The sequence below is a fragment of the Vibrio sp. VB16 genome (assembly GCF_015594925.2).
GTDB lineage: Bacteria > Pseudomonadota > Gammaproteobacteria > Enterobacterales > Vibrionaceae > Vibrio.
In genome coordinates this window covers 3,186,208-3,204,481 of sequence record NZ_CP087590.1, presented here as the reverse complement: position 1 = coordinate 3,204,481, position 18,274 = coordinate 3,186,208, and the positions used below count along the sequence as shown (strand labels likewise).

13 protein-coding genes are annotated in these 18,274 nt (G+C 43.1%); 9 read left to right on the top strand and 4 right to left on the bottom strand.

What is annotated here, in order from left to right:
• The first annotated feature begins 310 nt into the window (after positions 1–310).
• From IUZ65_RS14595 to dhaL, 4 genes are all read left to right on the top strand, one after another.
• Positions 311–1,075, top strand: a complete 765-nt coding sequence (locus IUZ65_RS14595; protein ID WP_195704406.1) for a DeoR/GlpR family DNA-binding transcription regulator — start codon at positions 311–313, stop codon at positions 1,073–1,075.
• A 62-nt stretch (positions 1,076–1,137) separates the two neighbouring features.
• Entirely contained in the window at positions 1,138–2,970 is a 1,833-nt protein-coding gene (glmS, locus tag IUZ65_RS14590) for a glutamine--fructose-6-phosphate transaminase (isomerizing) (RefSeq protein ID WP_195704405.1), read from the top strand.
• 371 nt (positions 2,971–3,341) lie between these two features.
• Positions 3,342–4,400, top strand: coding sequence for a dihydroxyacetone kinase subunit DhaK (gene dhaK, locus IUZ65_RS14585; protein ID WP_195704404.1), 1,059 nt, complete (start codon positions 3,342–3,344; stop codon positions 4,398–4,400).
• A 30-nt stretch (positions 4,401–4,430) separates the two neighbouring features.
• The gene (gene dhaL / locus IUZ65_RS14580; protein WP_195704403.1) at positions 4,431–5,066 is read left to right on the top strand and encodes a dihydroxyacetone kinase subunit DhaL; all 636 of its coding nucleotides are present in this window, start codon (positions 4,431–4,433) and stop codon (positions 5,064–5,066) included.
• On the opposite strand, the gene dhaR is transcribed toward dhaL, so the two are convergent.
• Positions 5,063–7,006, bottom strand: coding sequence for a dihydroxyacetone kinase operon transcriptional regulator DhaR (gene dhaR / locus IUZ65_RS14575; protein ID WP_195704402.1), 1,944 nt, complete (start codon positions 7,004–7,006; stop codon positions 5,063–5,065). The two genes, dhaL and dhaR, sit on opposite strands and share 4 nt — an antisense overlap.
• Before the next feature lie 696 nt (positions 7,007–7,702).
• On the opposite strand from dhaR, the gene IUZ65_RS14570 reads away from it, so the two are divergent.
• The 5 genes from IUZ65_RS14570 to IUZ65_RS14550 all read left to right on the top strand — a co-directional run bounded on the left by IUZ65_RS14570 (position 7,703) and on the right by IUZ65_RS14550 (position 14,021).
• A complete protein-coding gene (locus tag IUZ65_RS14570; RefSeq protein ID WP_195704401.1) occupies positions 7,703–8,785 on the top strand; it encodes a glycerol dehydrogenase in 1,083 nt (360 codons plus the stop codon).
• Positions 8,786–8,819: 34 nt separating this feature from the next.
• Complete coding sequence (locus IUZ65_RS14565; RefSeq protein WP_195704400.1) at positions 8,820–10,442, top strand: dihydroxyacetone kinase subunit DhaK; 1,623 nt, start codon at positions 8,820–8,822, stop codon at positions 10,440–10,442.
• A 200-nt stretch (positions 10,443–10,642) separates the two neighbouring features.
• Positions 10,643–11,935, top strand: a complete 1,293-nt coding sequence (locus tag IUZ65_RS14560; RefSeq protein WP_195704399.1) for an MFS transporter — start codon at positions 10,643–10,645, stop codon at positions 11,933–11,935.
• Positions 11,936–12,005: 70 nt separating this feature from the next.
• Complete coding sequence (locus IUZ65_RS14555; protein ID WP_195704398.1) at positions 12,006–13,154, top strand: zinc-binding dehydrogenase; 1,149 nt, start codon at positions 12,006–12,008, stop codon at positions 13,152–13,154.
• A gap of 42 nt (positions 13,155–13,196) precedes the next feature.
• Positions 13,197–14,021, top strand: a complete 825-nt coding sequence (locus IUZ65_RS14550) for a hypothetical protein (protein ID WP_195704397.1) — start codon at positions 13,197–13,199, stop codon at positions 14,019–14,021.
• Positions 14,022–14,111: 90 nt separating this feature from the next.
• Here IUZ65_RS14550 and IUZ65_RS14545 read toward each other — a convergent pair whose 3' ends face one another.
• The 3 genes from IUZ65_RS14545 to IUZ65_RS14535 form a co-directional block, all read right to left on the bottom strand.
• Complete coding sequence (locus IUZ65_RS14545) at positions 14,112–14,843, bottom strand: DUF3726 domain-containing protein (RefSeq protein WP_195704396.1); 732 nt, start codon at positions 14,841–14,843, stop codon at positions 14,112–14,114.
• Positions 14,840–16,540, bottom strand: coding sequence for a hypothetical protein (locus IUZ65_RS14540; protein ID WP_229638066.1), 1,701 nt, complete (start codon positions 16,538–16,540; stop codon positions 14,840–14,842). Before IUZ65_RS14540 ends, IUZ65_RS14545 begins: the two co-directional genes overlap by 4 nt.
• An 82-nt stretch (positions 16,541–16,622) precedes the next feature.
• Positions 16,623–18,239: a BCCT family transporter gene (locus IUZ65_RS14535; protein ID WP_195704395.1), complete on the bottom strand. Its 1,617-nt coding sequence runs from the start codon at positions 18,237–18,239 to the stop codon at positions 16,623–16,625.
• Positions 18,240–18,274 lie beyond the last annotated feature (35 nt).

Here is an 18,274-nt window from a genome sequence, read left to right as displayed (position 1 = left end):
CTATCTAAACGAGCGTAAAATCTTTCATATAGTGTAGCCGCATCGCGGCAGCCTGCTATGGCTCAAATCACTATTTTTTTGCATTCTCTATGTTAAAGACGAAAAGTTGCAAAAAAATAACGGTTTTTTTTGTAATTAAATTTCTTTAGGGCGCGAATTCTAACAAAAAATCTGATCAAGATCACTGTCTAGAGTTGTTCTAGGACAAAGTTTACGCTCAAAATGTTTAATTTTTAGCTCGAAATAAATAGACAAATAAGTTTCAATTGAAATATAATACTTTCGTTTCGTAATATATAAGTTTCAGTCTATGACAAAAAGAAATACACAGTTAAGACGCCACACGATAGCAAAGATCGTTTCAGAGTTGGGGGAAGTCAGTGTAGAAGCGCTTTCACAGAAATTTGACACCTCTGAAGTCACCATTCGAAAAGATCTGGCTTCGTTGGAAACCAATGGCCTTCTCCTAAGGAGATACGGTGGTGCTATCGCCATTCCTAAAGAGGTCGTTAATGATGAAAACATCGATAAAGTTTCGGATCGAAAGATAAAACTTGCGAAGTTGGCTGCTCAGCTAATTAATGACCATAATCGCATTGTGATCGATAGTGGCAGTACTACCGGTGCCCTTATTCCGGAATTAAATTACAAACAAGGCCTAGTAGTGATGACGAATTCATTGCATGTTGCTAATGCTTTGAATGCGCTAGAAAACGAACCAACCCTTCTCATGACTGGTGGCACATGGGATATCAGGTCTGAGTCCTTTCAGGGACAGGTTGCTGAGTCTGTATTGCGGTCTTACGACTTTGACCAACTCTTTATTGGTGCTGATGGTGTCGACTTATTGCGTGGAACCACTACATTTAATGAGTTGATAGGATTGAGCCAAGTGATGGCGGATGTGTCTAGAGAAGTCATTGTTATGATTGAATCCGAAAAAATTGGTAGGAAAATTCCCAATCTGGAACTTGCGTGGCAAAGCGTGGATGTTTTGGTTACGGATGAAAATTTAAGCGATCAACAGAAACTAACAATCGAATCTAAAGGTGTGCGAGTTGTTCGGGCATCCTAATATTATTGCGAACGAATGATAGGTTCGCAAAGTACAAATTATTTGAAATTTGGAGAAATTACATGTGTGGAATAGTTGGTGCAGTAGCACAACGTGATGTTGTTGAAATCTTGGTAGAAGGCTTACGCCGATTAGAATATAGAGGCTACGATTCCGCAGGTGTTGCTGTGGTTGATGCAGACCAGAAACTCACACGTGTTCGTCGTTTAGGTAAAGTGCAAGAGCTTGCTGATGCCGTGGCGCAACAAGATGTATTAGGTGGTACCGGTATTGCGCATACAAGATGGGCAACCCACGGTGAACCTTCTGAAATCAATGCACACCCCCATATTTCCGGTGATATCACCGTTGTTCACAACGGTATTATCGAAAACCACGAGCCATTGCGTCAAATGCTGAAACAACGTGGGTACATTTTCGAGTCTCAAACGGATACAGAGGTCATCGCTCACCTTGTTGAGTGGGAGCGTCGCAGCTCTGATACTTTAGTTGAAGCTCTACATAAAACGGCGGCTCAGCTAGACGGCGCATACGGTACGGTCATCGTTGATCGTAACGACCCTGAACGTCTTGTTGTTGCTCGTTCAGGTAGCCCAATTGTTATTGGTCTGGGTATTGGCGAAAACTTTCTTGCCTCTGACCAATTGGCTCTTTTAAGTGTTACTCGCCGATTCATGTACCTTGAAGAAGGCGACGTGGCCGAGATTACTCGCCGTGATGTGCGTGTTATCGATGCAAATGGTGAAGCGGTCGAACGTGAAGTTATTGAGTCTAATGCTGAGCATGATGCTGGTGACAAAGGTCAATACCGTCACTTTATGCAGAAAGAGATCTTTGAACAGCCAACCGCATTAAAAAGCACGATGGAAGGACGCATTACGCAAGATTCAGTCATTATCGAAAGTATCGGTGTCAACGCGTTGGAGATTCTGTCTAAAGTTGAGCATGTTCAGATTATTGCATGTGGAACATCATACAACTCTGGTATGGCTGCAAGATATTGGTTCGAAGGTCTGGCGGGTGTCAGTTGTGACGTTGAAATTGCCTCTGAGTTTCGCTACCGTAAATTCGTCGTTCGTCCTAATAGCTTATTAATTACGCTTTCTCAGTCAGGTGAAACAGCCGATACTTTAGCGGCACTTCGTCTCGCTAAAGAGAAAGGTTACATGGCAGCAATGACTATTTGTAACGTATCGGGTTCTTCTTTGGTCCGCGAATCTGACTTTGCCTTTATGACTCGTGCGGGTACAGAGATCGGTGTCGCATCGACGAAGGCATTTACGACCCAGCTTGCCGCCATGCTCATGCTCGTTACTGCGCTTGGCAAGCAGAACAAGCAAATTGACGCGGAGAAAGAGAAAGAGATTGTCCAAGCTATCCATGCATTACCTGTCCAAATCGAAGCTGCGCTTGCGTACGATAAAGAAATTGAAGCACTAGCCGTCGATTTTGCTGACAAGCAACACACCCTATTCTTAGGGCGCGGTGAATTCTACCCAATCGCGATGGAAGCGGCGCTTAAGCTCAAAGAGATCTCTTACATTCATGCAGAGGCGTATGCGGCTGGTGAACTTAAACATGGGCCGTTAGCACTCATTGATGCAGATATGCCAGTCGTTGTTGTCGCACCGAATAATGACCTTCTTGAAAAGCTAAAGTCGAACGTTGAAGAAGTGCGTGCTCGTGGCGGTTTACTGTATGTATTTGCGGATGAGAAAGCGGGGTTTGAAGCCGTTGAAGGGATGAAGATCGTTACCCTGCCACACGTAAATGAAATTGTAGCTCCGATATTTTATACAGTACCTATGCAGTTACTCTCTTATCATATCGCGCTTATTAAAGGTACCGATGTGGACCAACCTCGTAACCTGGCAAAAGCAGTCACAGTTGAATAATGAAGTAGCAAGCTAGGCAGCAGTTGTCGTCTAGTAATACAGACTGATTGTTTTTTTAACCTCCATTAAGTTTGACTTAGTGGAGGTTTTTTATGTCCGGTGCAGTGTAGGAGCGTAGTTAGAACAGCAAGTGAATATGGGGTGGCGTGATTGAAGCTCTTGATAGAGCAGTTAAGAGAGCATTAACACAATAACCAAGAAAACTAAGTGTTTAAGAATCAGTGATACAGTAAAATACATTCAATATAGGCTAAAGTCTTTGGCTGTTGTTTTACTAAAAGAGAACGACCATGCTAATAGGCAAGATTCGTATCCAAATCGACCAAATTTGGAGCATGCTTTGGAATCCAAGAAATTAGCGGGACAGGACAATGAAAAAACTAATAAATAACGTTGAAGATGTCGTACAAGACCAGTTGACTGGCCTTGTAGCATCTCGCCCAGAGCTTAAAGTGAATTATGAGCCTCGCTATGTATGGCATGAGCAATCGCGTGGTCAAGTCGCATTAGTATCTGGCGGTGCGAGTGGTCACGAGCCTCTACACGTGGGTTTTGTGGGTAAAGGTATGTTGACGGGGGCTTGTCCTGGTGAAATTTTCATCCGCCCAACTATTGACCAAATGTATGAGTGTGCTAACCAAGTAAATACAGGTGAAGGCGTATTATTTTTAATCAAAAACTACACGGGTGACGTATTAAACTTCGGAATTGCCGTTGAGCTACTTCATGCCGATGGCATAAAAGTAGGCTCAGTGCTTATTGATGATGATGTCGCCGTTAAGGGTAGTTTATATACCTCAGGTCGCCGCGGTGTTGCAGGCACTGTGCTGGTCGAAAAAATTGTTGGTGCCGCAGCAGATAAAGGTTACTCATTAGAGGAATGTGAAGAACTAGGTCGTCGGGTCAACAATAACTGCCGTTCCCTCGCGGTAGCACTCAATGCGTGTGTGGTACCAGCCGCTAGTAAGCCATCATTTGAACTTTCGGATAACGAAGTTGAGTTCGGTATCGGTATCCATGGCGAACCGGGTATTGAGCGTATCACATATACAAACGCTGACGAATTGGTAGACAAGATGTTCGTTGAGCTGAGAGAGAGTCAGGAATACAACCGTACTCTGCGCATTTGGAACCGTAAAGAGGGTGAATGGGATGAGGTTGAATCTTCTATCGAAAAGTTTGAAAAAGACCAAGACTATATCGCAATTATAAACGGTCTTGGCGGTACACCAATTTCTGAGTTATACAGCGTTTACCGCCGTCTTGCGGAAATCTGTGAGAAAGAGCGTTTCCATATCGTGCGCAACATGGTCGGGAACTACTGTACTTCTCTAAACATGGAAGGGGTATCTATCACGCTTCTAAAAGTAGATAAAGAGATGGTAGATCTATTTGATGCTCCAGTCGATACAGCGGCTATAAAATGGTAATCAAGGTTCCGAACAAGGAAGTAAAGAACAATGCAAATTGAAAAACAACATATCATTCATTGGCTTGAGCTATGTGCAACGGCATTTGATGAAAACCAAGACTTCCTAACTGACCTTGACCGAGACATCGGCGACGCTGACCACGGTTGGAATATGAACCGTGGTTTCAAAAAAGTGATTGAGAAATTACCAACCGTTGAGAAGCAAAATATCTCAACTATTTTGAAGAACACAGGTATGACTCTTCTTTCAAGTGTTGGCGGTGCAAGTGGACCTCTTTACGGTACTTTATTTATTCTCACATCAACGGCGATCGGTAACCGTGAACAACTTTCGTTTGAAGAGCTTATTCGCTCACTGAGGTGTGGTGTGGATGGTGTTATCTCTCGAGGTAAAGCGGAGCAGGGGGACAAGACCATGTGTGATGTCTGGTTACCGGTCCTTAACTCGATTATGCCACAACTAGATAGCGGTGTTTCGGTTGAACGTTTGTTCGATGAGATGGTTGAAATAGCAGAAAAAAGTGTTGTTGCAACAATTGAAATGCAAGCTAAGAAAGGTCGTGCAAGTTACCTAGGTGAACGCAGTATCGGTTTCCAAGATCCTGGAGCAACATCGTCTCTTATTTTAATCAAGGCACTACGCCAAGCGGTAACGGGCAGTTAATTTAGATTAGTGTTCATCATATCGGTTAACTCATATTTTTTAATTTTTCGCCATAGCGTCGTACGACTAATATTGAGAGCTTTAGCCATATCTTGCGTATGACCATTAAGTAACTTCCATGATTGGATGATCGCCTGTTTTTCTAACTCTTCTAGGGGCATTACGGCCGATCCTGCGTTTGATTTCCGTTTAAAGTGGCGCCTAATTTCGTCTGGAACATCTTCAAGTTTAACCAAGTTTGAACTGCGGTTTAATAACATACGTCCGATGACGTTTTTTAGTTGAGAGTTGTTACCTACCCAATGGAAGTTGAGCAGCATATCTATAACCGCTTTTTTTAGTGTAATAGTTACATTATTGCGTTTCTCATAACTATTAACCATTTTAAAGATCATATGTTCTATGTCTTCTTTGCGCTTTCTTATCGGCGGAATATGTAATTCGTTTGTAGAGATTTCATAATAGAGTTGACGGCCAAAAGAACCTTGAGATACATACTCACTAATGTTTACTGTGGTGCTGGTTATGAGTTGAAAATTTACAGGGATTAGGCGCTGACTCCCACTACGACTGATACTACCGACTTTCAGTAGATTAAGGATTGTCGCTTGCAAGTCGGTAACAAGATATTCGATATTCTCTAAGTAGAGGGTGCCATTATGTGCCAGTTCGAACTTGGACAGTTCTCCCTGTTCTCCTTTTTGCCCATCAAAACCGAGAACCTCACGAAGTAACCGCTTAGGGTCAGTTGAACGACAGTTGAGAGTCATAAAAGGTCCATCTCGATACTCACTCTCATTGTGAATTGCCATTGCTAACTTGGTTTTGCCAACCCCTTTTTCGCCAGTGATCAAGATAGGTGCTTGAGATTCAATTGCGCGGCGGCCAACTGTCACCACATGTTTCATCTCACGTGAGATAAACGGCAAGCTATCGAAGTTGTACTTAGCACTGTCAGTGATTGGTTGTTGAGGTTGTTCGCGGATCGCATCAATTGGATGAATAAAGAGCAGGTTAGTGCCGTCAGCTAAGTAGCTGTAGGTAATGACAGCTTCAATAAATTCACCATCTACCTCAAAGGTAGTTTGTTTACGGTGCACCATCTTGCCTTGTTTAATGCTGTTTTCAACATTAGGAGCAAAACGGATAGTGTTGAATATGTCGCTGTCTAGTAGGTCGTTACTATTTACCTTTAACAGCTTTTCTGCTTGATGGCTTATAAGGGAAAGTTGGTTATCTCCATCCCATGAGATGATGCCATCATCCATGTATTCCAAGGTGGCAATATAAGCAGACTGGAGACGATTCATGTTCTCCTGTTCACTTTGGATATGAAGTTGAAGGCTGATCTCTTTGGCACACGAGGATGCGATAACAAGATCATATCTATGGTGGTCCTCGACTTTCTTAACGAGCAAAATAGTGCCACGTAGCTTGCCATAGGTATCAATAATCGGGGCGGCGGCGGTGGAAAATCCATGGAGGTCACGTTTAAAATGTTCGGCAGCAAACACCTCGCTGGGCATATTGGTATCAATAGAAAGACTGACCGCGTTGGTACCAATTTTATCCTCACTCATAAAACAGCCTGCTTTGATACCCAAAGCTTCCATTTCAGATTCTAATTCATGGTGACCGATAATGAACATCACACAACCATTGTCATCCGTCATAATCAACAGTAGCTTCTCATCACGCAATAAGTCGTAAGTATCTTCAGTGAGTGTGGTCGCACAGTTGATGATTCGTTCGGTACGTCGTATCAATGAAGCTAGGGTGTAACCAGAGGCAATATGCGGTCTTGACCAATCATATGGACTGATCTGTTTTACGCAGCGTTGCCAAGATTGAAATATAGGGGAATGTGAGAACTCAAGTGATACCCACTGATGCTTTTGGAAAAATTCCCAGCGAGTTTTACTATCTTCGATAGAAAGCATTCGAGTTAGGCCATAAAAGAGGGATAAAAGAGTTATTGTAACCGTACAAACCATAATTGATAGTGTGAGCTAATCACATTTATAAATTTTTATGTAAATATTCCGAATGCAATATTGTTGAATATATATCTTGGGGAATGCCATCTCCCTTGTGCCGTAAGCGCAACCTCCCGATATCTCAGTTATTTTCCCCCGAGTCTACATTGACCATTATGAGACTTAGTTTTGACCATCAATTCGTACTCTCAAAGGGTTCTAGCCTAATAGCATTAGTGGCTAGGTCCGGTGCCGCACTTTTTTCTTCCGATAGACACGTCGACTTGCTTGATTCGTTGAAAGATACAAGTGTACCGCTTCCAATTGGTTGCTTTTTACGAGATTTAAGTTTGATGTATTTATGTTTAGGTAATTTAAAAATAGAAAATTTAACTTATTGATTTTATTTTAAATTATAGAAAATAAGCGTTACATAATGAAACATACCGGAGTGGCTCGGTGTTACATTATGAAACGGTTTTAAGGTTGTCGATTTGTAAACGTGATCCAGTTGCTATTTTTCGTCGTCATGACAGACGTATATCGCTTTAATTGATGTGGATGTCAAAATTAGACTTTTAATACTCGTTAATTTCTTCTGAAATTTAGAGCTCAATAATAGGATGAGCCTAACTTTGAAAAACAGAAGGTTTAAGGTCCATGGATAAGATTATTATTAGCCCAAGCAAATACGTACAAGGTGATAACGTACTAAGTTCAATCGCTGGTTACGTGAAAGCCCTAGGTGAAAACCCACTGGCTATCGCTGACGAATTTGTTACAGGTCTCGTTGGCCACACGGTAAAAGCGAGCTTCCAGAAAGAAGAAATGTCACTTGCTATGGACGTGTTTAATGGCGAGTGTTCACGTCAAGAAATCGACCGTATTATCGATATCGCTTCAGCTCAGAAGAACGATGTAATCGTCGGTATCGGTGGCGGCAAAACATTAGACACCGCTAAGGCAGTGGCGTACTACGCGAAAGTACCAGTAGTCGTGGTGCCGACTATCGCCTCTACTGATGCCCCAACCAGTGCACTCGCGGTGATCTATACTCCTGAAGGTGAATTTAGTGAGTACCTACTCTTCCCACAAAACCCAAATATGGTAGTGATGGATACAGCCGTTATCGCAAAAGCACCTGTTCGCTTACTTGTTTCTGGTATGGGTGATGCACTCTCTACGTACTTCGAAGCTCGCGCAAACATGACTTCTGGTAAACCAACAATGGCAGGCGGTGCCCCAACTCGCTCTGCTCAAGCTCTAGCAAAATTATGCTATGAAACACTGCTTGAAGATGGTCTAAAAGCAAAAATTGCTGCAGAGAATGGTGTGAGCACTAAAGCGGTAGAAAATATTATTGAAGCAAACACGTATTTAAGCGGCATTGGTTTTGAAAGTAGTGGTCTAGCCGCTGCACACGCCATTCACAATGGCTTAACGAAGCTAGAAGAGTGTCACCACCTATACCACGGTGAAAAAGTAGCATTCGGTACACTCGTTCAACTAGTTCTAGAGAATGCACCACTAGAAGAGATCAATACCGTCCTTAATTTCTGCCGCTCAGTTGGCTTGCCAACAAACCTATTCGAAATGGGTGTGAAGGAGCTAAACCAAGACAAATTACGTGAAGTAGCAGAAGGGGCAACTGCGGAAGGTGAAACCATACATAATATGCCATTCCCTGTAACAGCAGACGCGGTTTACTCAGCGATTCTAACTGCACACCAACTTGGTAAATAACAGAATATTTAAAATATTGGACTAAGGAAAATACATGTCAGATCTTATTTTAAACTCAAAAGAGTCGTTTGTGATGGATTCTATCCATGGCACTTTATATACAACGCAAAAAGAAAATCTCATTTTATTAGACTTTAATAATGATATTAAAGTTGTTGCTCGTAATGATTGGAATAAAGAGAAAGTCGCCATTATTTGTGGTGGAGGTTCAGGCCACGAGCCAGCACATGCAGGTTTTGTAGGTAAAGGCATGCTGACTGCCGCAGTATGTGGTGACCTATTTGCTGCCCCAAGTGTGGATGCAGTGCTTAGTGCCATTCTTCATGTAACGGGTGACGCTGGCTGTCTCGTGATCATCAAAAACTACACGGGTGATCGCCTTAACTTCGGCCTTGCAGTAGAAAAAGCAAAAGAGATGGGGCGTAAGGTTGATCTGATCGTTGTTGGTGACGACATCTCCATCCCAGAGAATCCTCAACCACGTGGTATTGCAGGTACGCTGTTCGTGCAGAAAGTGGCAGGCTATGTTGCCGAAAACGGTGGGTCTCTTGAAGAAGTGAAACAAGCCGCCGTTGATGCACATGAAAAAACGGCCTCTATCGGTGTCGCACTAACAAGCTGTTCATTACCTGGTGAAAGCAATGATCGAATCGCACAAGGTAAAGCAGAGCTTGGTTTGGGTATTCACGGGGAAGCGGGTATTGCAACCATCGACTTACCAAAAGCAAAAGATCTTGTATCAACCATGGTAAGTAAGCTTGTTGAAGCGAAGCCAGCAACCGACAACGCAATTCTCCTAAACAATTTAGGTGGTCTATCTCCAATCGAGATGAACATCGTGGCCAAAGAACTGATGGAGTCAGAGCTAGGTCAGCAAGCAAGCTTCATCGTTAGCGGCTCGCTAATGACGGCTATCGATATGAAAGGCTTCTCTATCTCCACGATTCAATTGAATGATGAGATTACTAAAGCATTAACTGCAGAAGTTGAAACGGGTGCATGGCCAGGTGCCGTTGCTCGTCGTAAAGTGCCAGTAGCCAAGTGTGAAAACCTGATTGTGAAGAAGGCGTTTGAGCCCTCTCATGATGAAGAAACGGCATTAGTGCTGCGCAAAGTTTGTCAATCTATCATCGACATTGAAGCCGAGTTAAACCATCTAGATTCAATCGTTGGTGATGGGGATACAGGCTCTACTTTTTCTGCTGGAGCACGTAAAGTCCTTGCTCAACTTAAAGCGAATGCGCTGCCTCTACAAGACAAATCAAAGCTGTTAACCACGATTGCAGATTGCCTAACGTCCGTCATGGGTGGATCTTCTGGCGTATTGCTTTCAATCATGTTTACCGCTGCAGGTCGTGATTTTGAACTGAATGGTTCGCTTCCAAAAGCACTGCAAGCAGGTCTAGATCAGATGATGGCGTACGGCGGTGCGAAGCCAGGTGACCGTACTATGATCGATGCACTTCACCCTGCACTAGAAGCTTGGGTTAAGAATGACTTCGTTGCAGCGATTGAGGCGGCGAAACTTGGCGCAGAATCAACCGTTAAAATGACAAGTGCGAAAGCAGGTCGGTCATCGTACCTAAACAGTGACAGTTTATCAGGGACAAAAGATCCAGGTGCTTATGCAATCGAAACCGTATTTAGTCAATTCTAATGAAACATTAATACCCTTTTAATTATAAGGGCCTCAACTGGCGAAAGTTAATTGGCGTCCATTACCGCTTACTTAAGTGAGCGGTGAAATTTTAATTAATATTATGAATAATAATAATAAAAAGTTCGGATTTTTACGCGTTAATAATGTGTGAAGGTTAGGGTTAGATACTATTTAATTTAATCAAATAAAGGTGAAACATGAATAAGTCAAATTTGGCGCGCTACTTTCAGTTCGCGCTAGTAATACTCGCTGCGGGGGCGGTCTTCCCCTTGGTTTATTTGAAAGCGCAATATCAAGAAACCATTCTTGAAGTGTTTCAGATGAATATAGCCGATCTCAATAATATTTATTCAATACTAGGTATGGTGTTTATTGCAGGCTATTTTCCAAGCGGTGTATTGAGTGATAAATTCTCTGCAAAAGGTCTATTGGTTGTTTCTTTACTTGGTACCGCTGCAGGTGGTTTTTGGTTCGCTCAAGTTCCATCGTTTAGTGGTGTCGTTGGTGTATTTATTGTTTGGGGTATCTTTTCTGTTCTGACGTTCTGGTCTGCGCATATGAAGCTTGTCAAAATGTTATCAACCCCCGAAGACGAAGGTCGATTCTTTGGTTTTCTTGATGGTGGCCGTGGTTTGGTGGAAGCCGCTCTTGGGAGTATTGCACTCGCTATATTCTCTGCAACCTTAGGTGATAGCGTAGAGCTAGCAGACAAGGCTACAGCGCTAACTGCGATCATTTATATGTACGTGTTCGCTTTAGTCGCCATCGCGATTCTAGTCGCCATATTTGTTAAAACTGACGATGAACGCGCGAGTGAAGGCGATAAAGAAGAAGGCTTTAAGCTTTCTGATGTTAGCCAGATCCTTAAGAATAAGTTCGTATACATCCACGGTTTGATTCTCTTCTGCGGCTATTCAGTTTTTTGGGCGACATATTATTATGGCGGCCATCTTCAAGCAAACCTTGGTTTTGACGCAGTAGCTGTCGGTTCTGTGATGGTTGGTGTTCTATGGATGCGTCCTGTCGGTGGTTTTCTAGGCGGCTTCTTAGCGGACAAAATTGGTAAAGCGGTTACGGTATGTCTTGGCTTGTTGGGGGGGAGTGCAAGCTTACTAGCACTTGGCCTAATTTCTAGCCATGCAAACACGACAGTGATCAGCGGGCTAGTTCTGCTAACCGGTCTGTTTGCTTACATTATCCGTGGTACTTATTGGTCATTATTGGGTCAGGCAAAAATCAGTGCAGCCTTAACAGGCACGGCAATCGGTTGTGTTAGCTTGATCGGCTACCTACCAGATATCTTTATTCCGCAAATGAATAATATGTTATGGAGCTCGTTCGGTAACGAAGGCGGCTATCGTGCATATTTCATCGCGACTACGGTCATTGGTTTAGTTGGTGCAATTTTAGCACTAAAGTTCCACAAAATGGCGAAGGTCGAAGACGCACTACAAAATGGCGAAGATCAAAGAAAAACAGTAAGTATTTAACGCCGTAACGCGGTAATGCCGTAGCGTTGGGCTGCGGCTATCAACATACATAAGAAAAAGAGGAAAAATAATGAAAGTGAATCTTCATATCAATAAAGACAAAAGCCGTTTTGACCTTAAGGAAGGTGGTAAAACTATGAAAGCAGTGGTCACTATGGGTAATGGTGGCTATGAAATGCTGGAATACAAAGACGTTCCTATGCCAGTTATAAGTGACGGTGAAGTGCTTATTAAGGTTCTCGCCGCTGGAGTAAACAATACGGAAATCAACACACGAATTGGTTGGTACTCTCAGAAGGTGACTCAAGGTACGAATACTTTGTCTGACGACGAAAATGAGATTGGCGACGCGGCAGACGAAAAAGACGGTGGTTGGAATGCTGAAACACCATTCCCGTTCATTCAAGGCACAGATTGCGCTGGCTTAGTTGTTGAAGCAAAAGATGAGGCTGACCAACATCTAGTTGGTAAACGAGTTCTTATCCGTGCATGTATTCGCCACGAGGGCTTTGATTCGCCGGATAATATTTGGATGGCTTCTGATTTCGACGGTGCTTTCGCTCAATATGTGAAGATTACGTCTAGCGAAGTTTTTCCTGTTGAATGTGACTGGACCGACGCTGAATTGGGCACTATTCCATGCGCCTATGGTACCTCTGAAAATATGGTACAGCGTTCAGGCGTCAAAGCGGGTGATCGTGTTTATGTGGCTGGGGCATCAGGTGGTGTAGGTTCTGCCGTTGTTCAACTCGCCAAACGTCGCGGTGCTTATGTTATCGGTGCGGCAGAAGGTGAAGATAAGATCGAACGTGTACGTTCTTACGGTGCTGATGAAGTGGTTGACTTTGGAAAAAATGCATTGGAAGTACTGGGTGAAATGTCTGTGGATGTCATCATTGATAACGTCGCCGGTGACAACTTCGTGAACAATCTAAAAATGCTGAAACGTGGCGGTCGCTATGCCTCATCTGGTGCTATTGCCGGTCCACTAGTAGAGCTAGATTTTCGCACTATGTATCTAAGAGATCTTACTCTAATTGGATGTACTGGTTGGGACGAACCTGTATTCCCTAGTTTGATTGAAGCAATTGAGAACGGCGATATCAAACCTGCTCTCTCAAAGGCGTTCCCGCTTTCTGATATTGTTGAAGCTCAAGAAGAACTTCAGAGTCGTAAGCATGTTGGCAAACTCGTGCTGATACCTGACCACGAGGCATAGTTTAATTAGGTCGAGATTCGACCTTTTAAAGAGGAAACTAATATGTCTATTTTTGAGAAAGTCCATGAGCTCAAACACCCAAGCTTGACGAAGGATAATTGGGGGGAAGAGCAACCGCTTGTTCGAGTCAATCTTCTTGGTAAAGAGCTCGATATCAGTCAGCCTTCATCTACGTTTTGGGTGTATTTGCTTGGTGTTATAGTAACACTTGTTGGTGTCCAGTTCTTTGTCATGCAAGACGACCAAATGTCCCGCTTTTGGTGGGGTGTATCAATGATCCTTTGGGGTGTTGGTGCTATTATTGCTGGCACAAGTTTTCAGGCTTTTGGCTATGAATTGAAAGCGAAACACCGTGAAGAGTGTTCATGGACGACGTGGTGGGAAGTTATCTATCTTATCTTTCAACAGGTCAGCATGAACGCTATGACAGTAGCCATCGCGTACACTTCAATACCACCAGAATCAATTTGGTTTGATATCTTTATATGGTATTCGGCTATTATGACCGTCGGCTACACTGTTATTACTTTGTGGGGAGCATTTACGGCGACTAAGTCATTAATAACCTTTGAGTTTATGATGTTTGCTTCATTGCCAAGCTTCATTGCCTTTATCTTCATAAATACCGTGAGTTATATTAAAACTGGTGCGACCTATGATTTACTATGCATGATTTCTTGGGCCCTAATTTATGCGTCTTACTATTTCTTCGATAAATATTGGAAGCTAGGTATTGGTGAGCTTCTTTGGAAACAAAAGAAAATTTGGTTCTCTGAGAATGATGTACTTCATGTAATCTTAGTGGTTTGGTCATTACTAATGATAGCTCTCCCGTTCTATACGTTGGACTACGTTAACGCGATTTAAACCAAACAGTAACAAGCGCCAATGATGTGTGTTGGCGCTTGTTTTATAACGCGAATTTCGTGCAAATGCATACCGAATTTTCTAAAGCTTCTAAACGATTTCTCCTGCACCTTGTATTGATCGTTGGCTATTTTCAACTAAAATGACGGCCGCATTTTTCTTTAGTAGATCCCATTCTAAATCGTCTATATAAATACCGTCTTTCCACGCTTTATCTTGTACTTGTTTAAGCTCTTTCGAGTTGATATGGCGGTCATATCCATTAGACAGTGTCTCAATGTTAACATCATTTACAGACAGTACTATTTTCATATTGTGGACGTGGTCGTCAGATTCAGGGGACTGTTCCGACAAAAACAGTTCAGGAGTCAGACAACCTCGGTTTAAGATATAAAGCGTCTTTTTTGGGCTTGTTCCATTGTCCCAACTGGCTGAACAGGTTATCCCTTTATTGGCCAGTTTCACCAATTCACTGTAGCTTAGCCAACGGTTGTGGCAATGCTTTAGTTCTATGGTTAACGTTTTACTCTTCACCATTTGCTCTAGTGCATAATCAAGAATAATAGGCAAATGACAAGCTAAACTAGAGTTGTGTAAATCAACTTCAATGCTGCTCTTGCTCGTAATTTGGATGTCTACAGGGCAGTCTTCTTCACTCTTAATGAAAGCACTGGCGTTGTTGAACTGTTTCACGCCGTCCAACCCGACCATTTGAAGATCGGCCACCATGTTAGCGATGATGTCGGCTTCACCACATAATCGCTTCATACCTAAAAATGCTTTGTTTACTGCGGCGACTAATTCGTTATGAGAAACAATCATTTGTTGTTACCTCCACGTATCTGCTCTGCACTTGGAAGTAATGGGAATAACCACTCTCCATCGTGAATTTCATCAAGCAATGGTGCACCTTGAAAGAACGTAACTTGAACCCAACGATCAGAGCGAGGATCAAACTTAGTTGCGCCAAAAATGGCAAGTTTGCAACGCAAGAGATGCATAGGTAGCGAGGATTGATGAAGTACATTCATTTGAATATCGCCCAAGGCCTCATGACCTAAAGTCCATACTCGTCGAGCAATGGTACGGTATTGAGGTTGTTTGATTAAAAACGCAGTAAGAGACAACTCTGGAGCGTGCTCCAATAGAGCGTGATATAGCCGATAAGCCTGCCTTGCTATGTCGAGTGGCAGTTCTCTATCTTCGCCTTGCTCTTCACCTCGTATGCCTAAACGCGGTTCTTCTTTGTCTTCAGAGCGATACCAAAACCAATAGCTATTTTCTTTTTGGGTAAAATCGGTATTAATGGCCCAACGATAGTTTTGCTCTAGTGTCACCAGTAGATCTTGAATCTTTTTGCCACTAGGCAAGGACAATGATTCATCGCAGTTCATTTGATTTGCAAATGCATCAACGCGTTCTGGATAGATTTCCATTAAGCAAGAGATAAGAACCTCTTGTGATTCCAAGCTTAGCTTATTATTGCGCTCAAGTAAGTCATACCATTTTGAACATTGAGCTAATAATGATCTCAGGTTTCTTTGTAGTTGGCTAAGTTCATCAACCGCCGTGATATTCAACGCTTTTTGAACATCGTTAATCGTCACAACTTGGTTCAAATGGCAGATAGCCTTCAATAGTAAGGCATTCAATTGAGGTGTTTTTTCAACGTTAATAGAAGTATTCAGTACACTGGCAAGTGCTTTTTCTCTGGTCGTCATCCACTGATTAACAATCGCGGGATGGTTTATCAAATAAGGTGCCATTCCCAATCCAGTGGCATTTCCCACGCCGAGATAACGCTGTAGGGTTCGATGCAAGCTGACCGCTTTGTCGCCGCCTTGTTGGATAGCCAGATAATTTACCCAATCTAAGCTGAACGCTCTGAGCAAATAGACAGCACACATCTGGGCACTAAATGATTGTTCAAAATCGGGGTTTTCTTCCAGTAATTTAAAGTCAGCAATGCCAAATTTACCGTTGCCATAAACGGCGGTGGTACGAAGGATATAGCCAACATCGGCTAACTCTTCTGCCCGTGGTTGCTCACCGACCGCGAGTTGACTAACAATGTGCTCGAAGATACGCACGCTTTTGTTGGCACGAGCCAATACCAAGACATTATTGGGGTTTCTACCCGCCTCTTGAAGCGGAACATTTGCTCTTAGTTCTTCAATGAGTTTGACGTTTACACTTCCGTATACCAGTGCAAAAGTGACATCCCATTTTTCTGCAATTACTCTATCATTTCGTTCGTCGTCGGCAATCTCATCACAAAAAACAACAAGGTGGTAAACGTGGTTGGGTGTTGTTAGTTTGTATATAACATGCCCAAAGCCTTGAGGGGAAAGTTGCCATTCATGTTGGGTTACCTGCCACTTCTGTTGCGCCATTTTACGAACCAAGCTTCTGACAAAGCTAATTCGATTTTGGTGCATTGCTCCTAGCCTTTCCGGTGCCATAATAATGTCAGCACTGCGTAGTGTATCTTCTGCGTTTATCGAACGATGTGCGTGCATATTGCTCACCACTTTGTAGTTATTAGAGATATTCGATCTGGGCGATGTTATTCGCCCATCATTTCACGTTATATCGTTGATGTTATAGCCCTTGTTCTTTGGCCATCTTCATTGCTATTTGCGGTGCATTCCATAGCGAAGGTAGTAAGATTAACGATACTGGAACGGCTGTTATCACGATAAAAGACTGTAAGGCTGAAATGCCTCCAGACCCCAGAGATATCAGAATAAGTGCTGTTACCCCCATCATCGCTCCCCAAAACGTTCGAATAATTGCATTTGGTTCCGTTTCGCCACTGATCACCACACTGATGGTGTAGGTCATCGAGTCACCGGTGGTCACAATGAAAATTGTCGTTAATATTAGGAATAAAATAGAAATCAGCATTGGGAACGGTAGTTGTTGTGTAACCGCTAATAGCGCGCCGGGTAGGTTAAAACCTTCAAATGCTTTACTCACGCTGCCTGGTTCTGCAATTTCAAACGCTAAGCCAGAGCCACCGACAATGGTAAACCAGAAGCAGGTTGCCAAAGGAGCAATAATGCTGATAGTTGTAACCAACTGGCGAATACTGCGACCTCTAGATATTCGAGCAATGAAGATGGCCATCATCGGCCCATAACCTAAGAACCAGCCCCAGAAGAACACTGTCCACCAGCTTAACCAGCCTTCGTCTCCGCGGTAAGTTGCCATTGGAATGAAGTTATCCAACATGCTACCAACCCCTTGGATATAGCCATTAAAAATGAAGTTAGTCGGGCCGAATATCAGGATATAAGTCATTAATGCGAGTGCAAGAATAACGTTATAGCGGCTAAGCATCTGCATGCCTCTGTTTAGCCCGCTCAATGCAGAAAGGGTGTAAAGCACGATAGCGAAAAGGATGATAATTAATTGTGTTGTAAAGCCATCGGGAATCTCAAATAGCACATTTAATGCGTAACTCACTTGAAGGCCAAGGAAACCAATGGGTCCTATTGTTCCGGCAGCAACAGCGACAATACAACAAGCGTCAATGAGAGCGCCTATGGTGCCTTTCAATGCTCGATCACCTAATACGGGATAAAGCAAAATTCTTGGTTTTAAAGGCAAACCTTTATCATAGTGAAGGTGCATGACAACGATAGAGGTTAAGCTGCCTACTATTGCCCATGCCAAAAACCCCCAGTGCATAAATGATTGAGATAGGGCGTTTATAGCACCTTGCTGAGCATTTTCTTGCGGGCCATACAACGGTGGTGGACTGACATAGTGCGCAATAGGTTCAGCGGCAGCCCAGAATACGCCTCCGCCAGCCAGTAAAGTACAGAATATGATCGCCATCCATCGGAAGGCATCCATCTCAGGTTTGTCGATACCGCCCAAGATGACTTTACCTGTTCGCCCTGCGGCTAAACCAAGGCCAATTAAAAAGGTAAGTAATAATAAGAGCTGCCAGTACGGGCCAAAGACTTTGACCGACCATGAGAAACCGGCGTTAACTATTGTTGATAGTAGTTCTCCGTCGTAAAGTGCTAAAAGCACAAATAGTGCGATAAATCCTCCGCTGTACCACAATGCTGGATTCTTCAGTCCTAATTTGTCGGACGTTGATACTTCTTGAACTGCATTGGTCGTTTTCATTTCAGATGCCCGCCCAGTGATTCCGTGTGATACATTAAGGTTTGATGCTTTTACGCTATTGGTTAAATCAGACATACTCTGACTCCAGTCGTTTTTTGCTAATGCAAATG

Bases quoted from the DNA above. Each gene is read 5' to 3' on its own strand.
- IUZ65_RS14595 (WP_195704406.1), top strand. From the start codon at position 311: ATGACAAAAAGAAATACACAGTTAAGACGCCACACGATAGCAAAGATC.
- glmS (WP_195704405.1), top strand. From the start codon at position 1,138: ATGTGTGGAATAGTTGGTGCAGTAGCACAACGTGATGTTGTTGAAATC.
- dhaK (WP_195704404.1), top strand. From the start codon at position 3,342: ATGAAAAAACTAATAAATAACGTTGAAGATGTCGTACAAGACCAGTTG.
- dhaL (WP_195704403.1), top strand. From the start codon at position 4,431: ATGCAAATTGAAAAACAACATATCATTCATTGGCTTGAGCTATGTGCA.
- dhaR (WP_195704402.1), bottom strand. From the start codon at position 7,006: ATGCTTTCTATCGAAGATAGTAAAACTCGCTGGGAATTTTTCCAAAAG.
- IUZ65_RS14570 (WP_195704401.1), top strand. From the start codon at position 7,703: ATGGATAAGATTATTATTAGCCCAAGCAAATACGTACAAGGTGATAAC.
- IUZ65_RS14565 (WP_195704400.1), top strand. From the start codon at position 8,820: ATGTCAGATCTTATTTTAAACTCAAAAGAGTCGTTTGTGATGGATTCT.
- IUZ65_RS14560 (WP_195704399.1), top strand. From the start codon at position 10,643: ATGAATAAGTCAAATTTGGCGCGCTACTTTCAGTTCGCGCTAGTAATA.
- IUZ65_RS14555 (WP_195704398.1), top strand. From the start codon at position 12,006: ATGAAAGTGAATCTTCATATCAATAAAGACAAAAGCCGTTTTGACCTT.
- IUZ65_RS14550 (WP_195704397.1), top strand. From the start codon at position 13,197: ATGTCTATTTTTGAGAAAGTCCATGAGCTCAAACACCCAAGCTTGACG.
- IUZ65_RS14545 (WP_195704396.1), bottom strand. From the start codon at position 14,843: ATGATTGTTTCTCATAACGAATTAGTCGCCGCAGTAAACAAAGCATTT.
- IUZ65_RS14540 (WP_229638066.1), bottom strand. From the start codon at position 16,540: ATGCACGCACATCGTTCGATAAACGCAGAAGATACACTACGCAGTGCT.
- IUZ65_RS14535 (WP_195704395.1), bottom strand. From the start codon at position 18,239: ATGTCTGATTTAACCAATAGCGTAAAAGCATCAAACCTTAATGTATCA.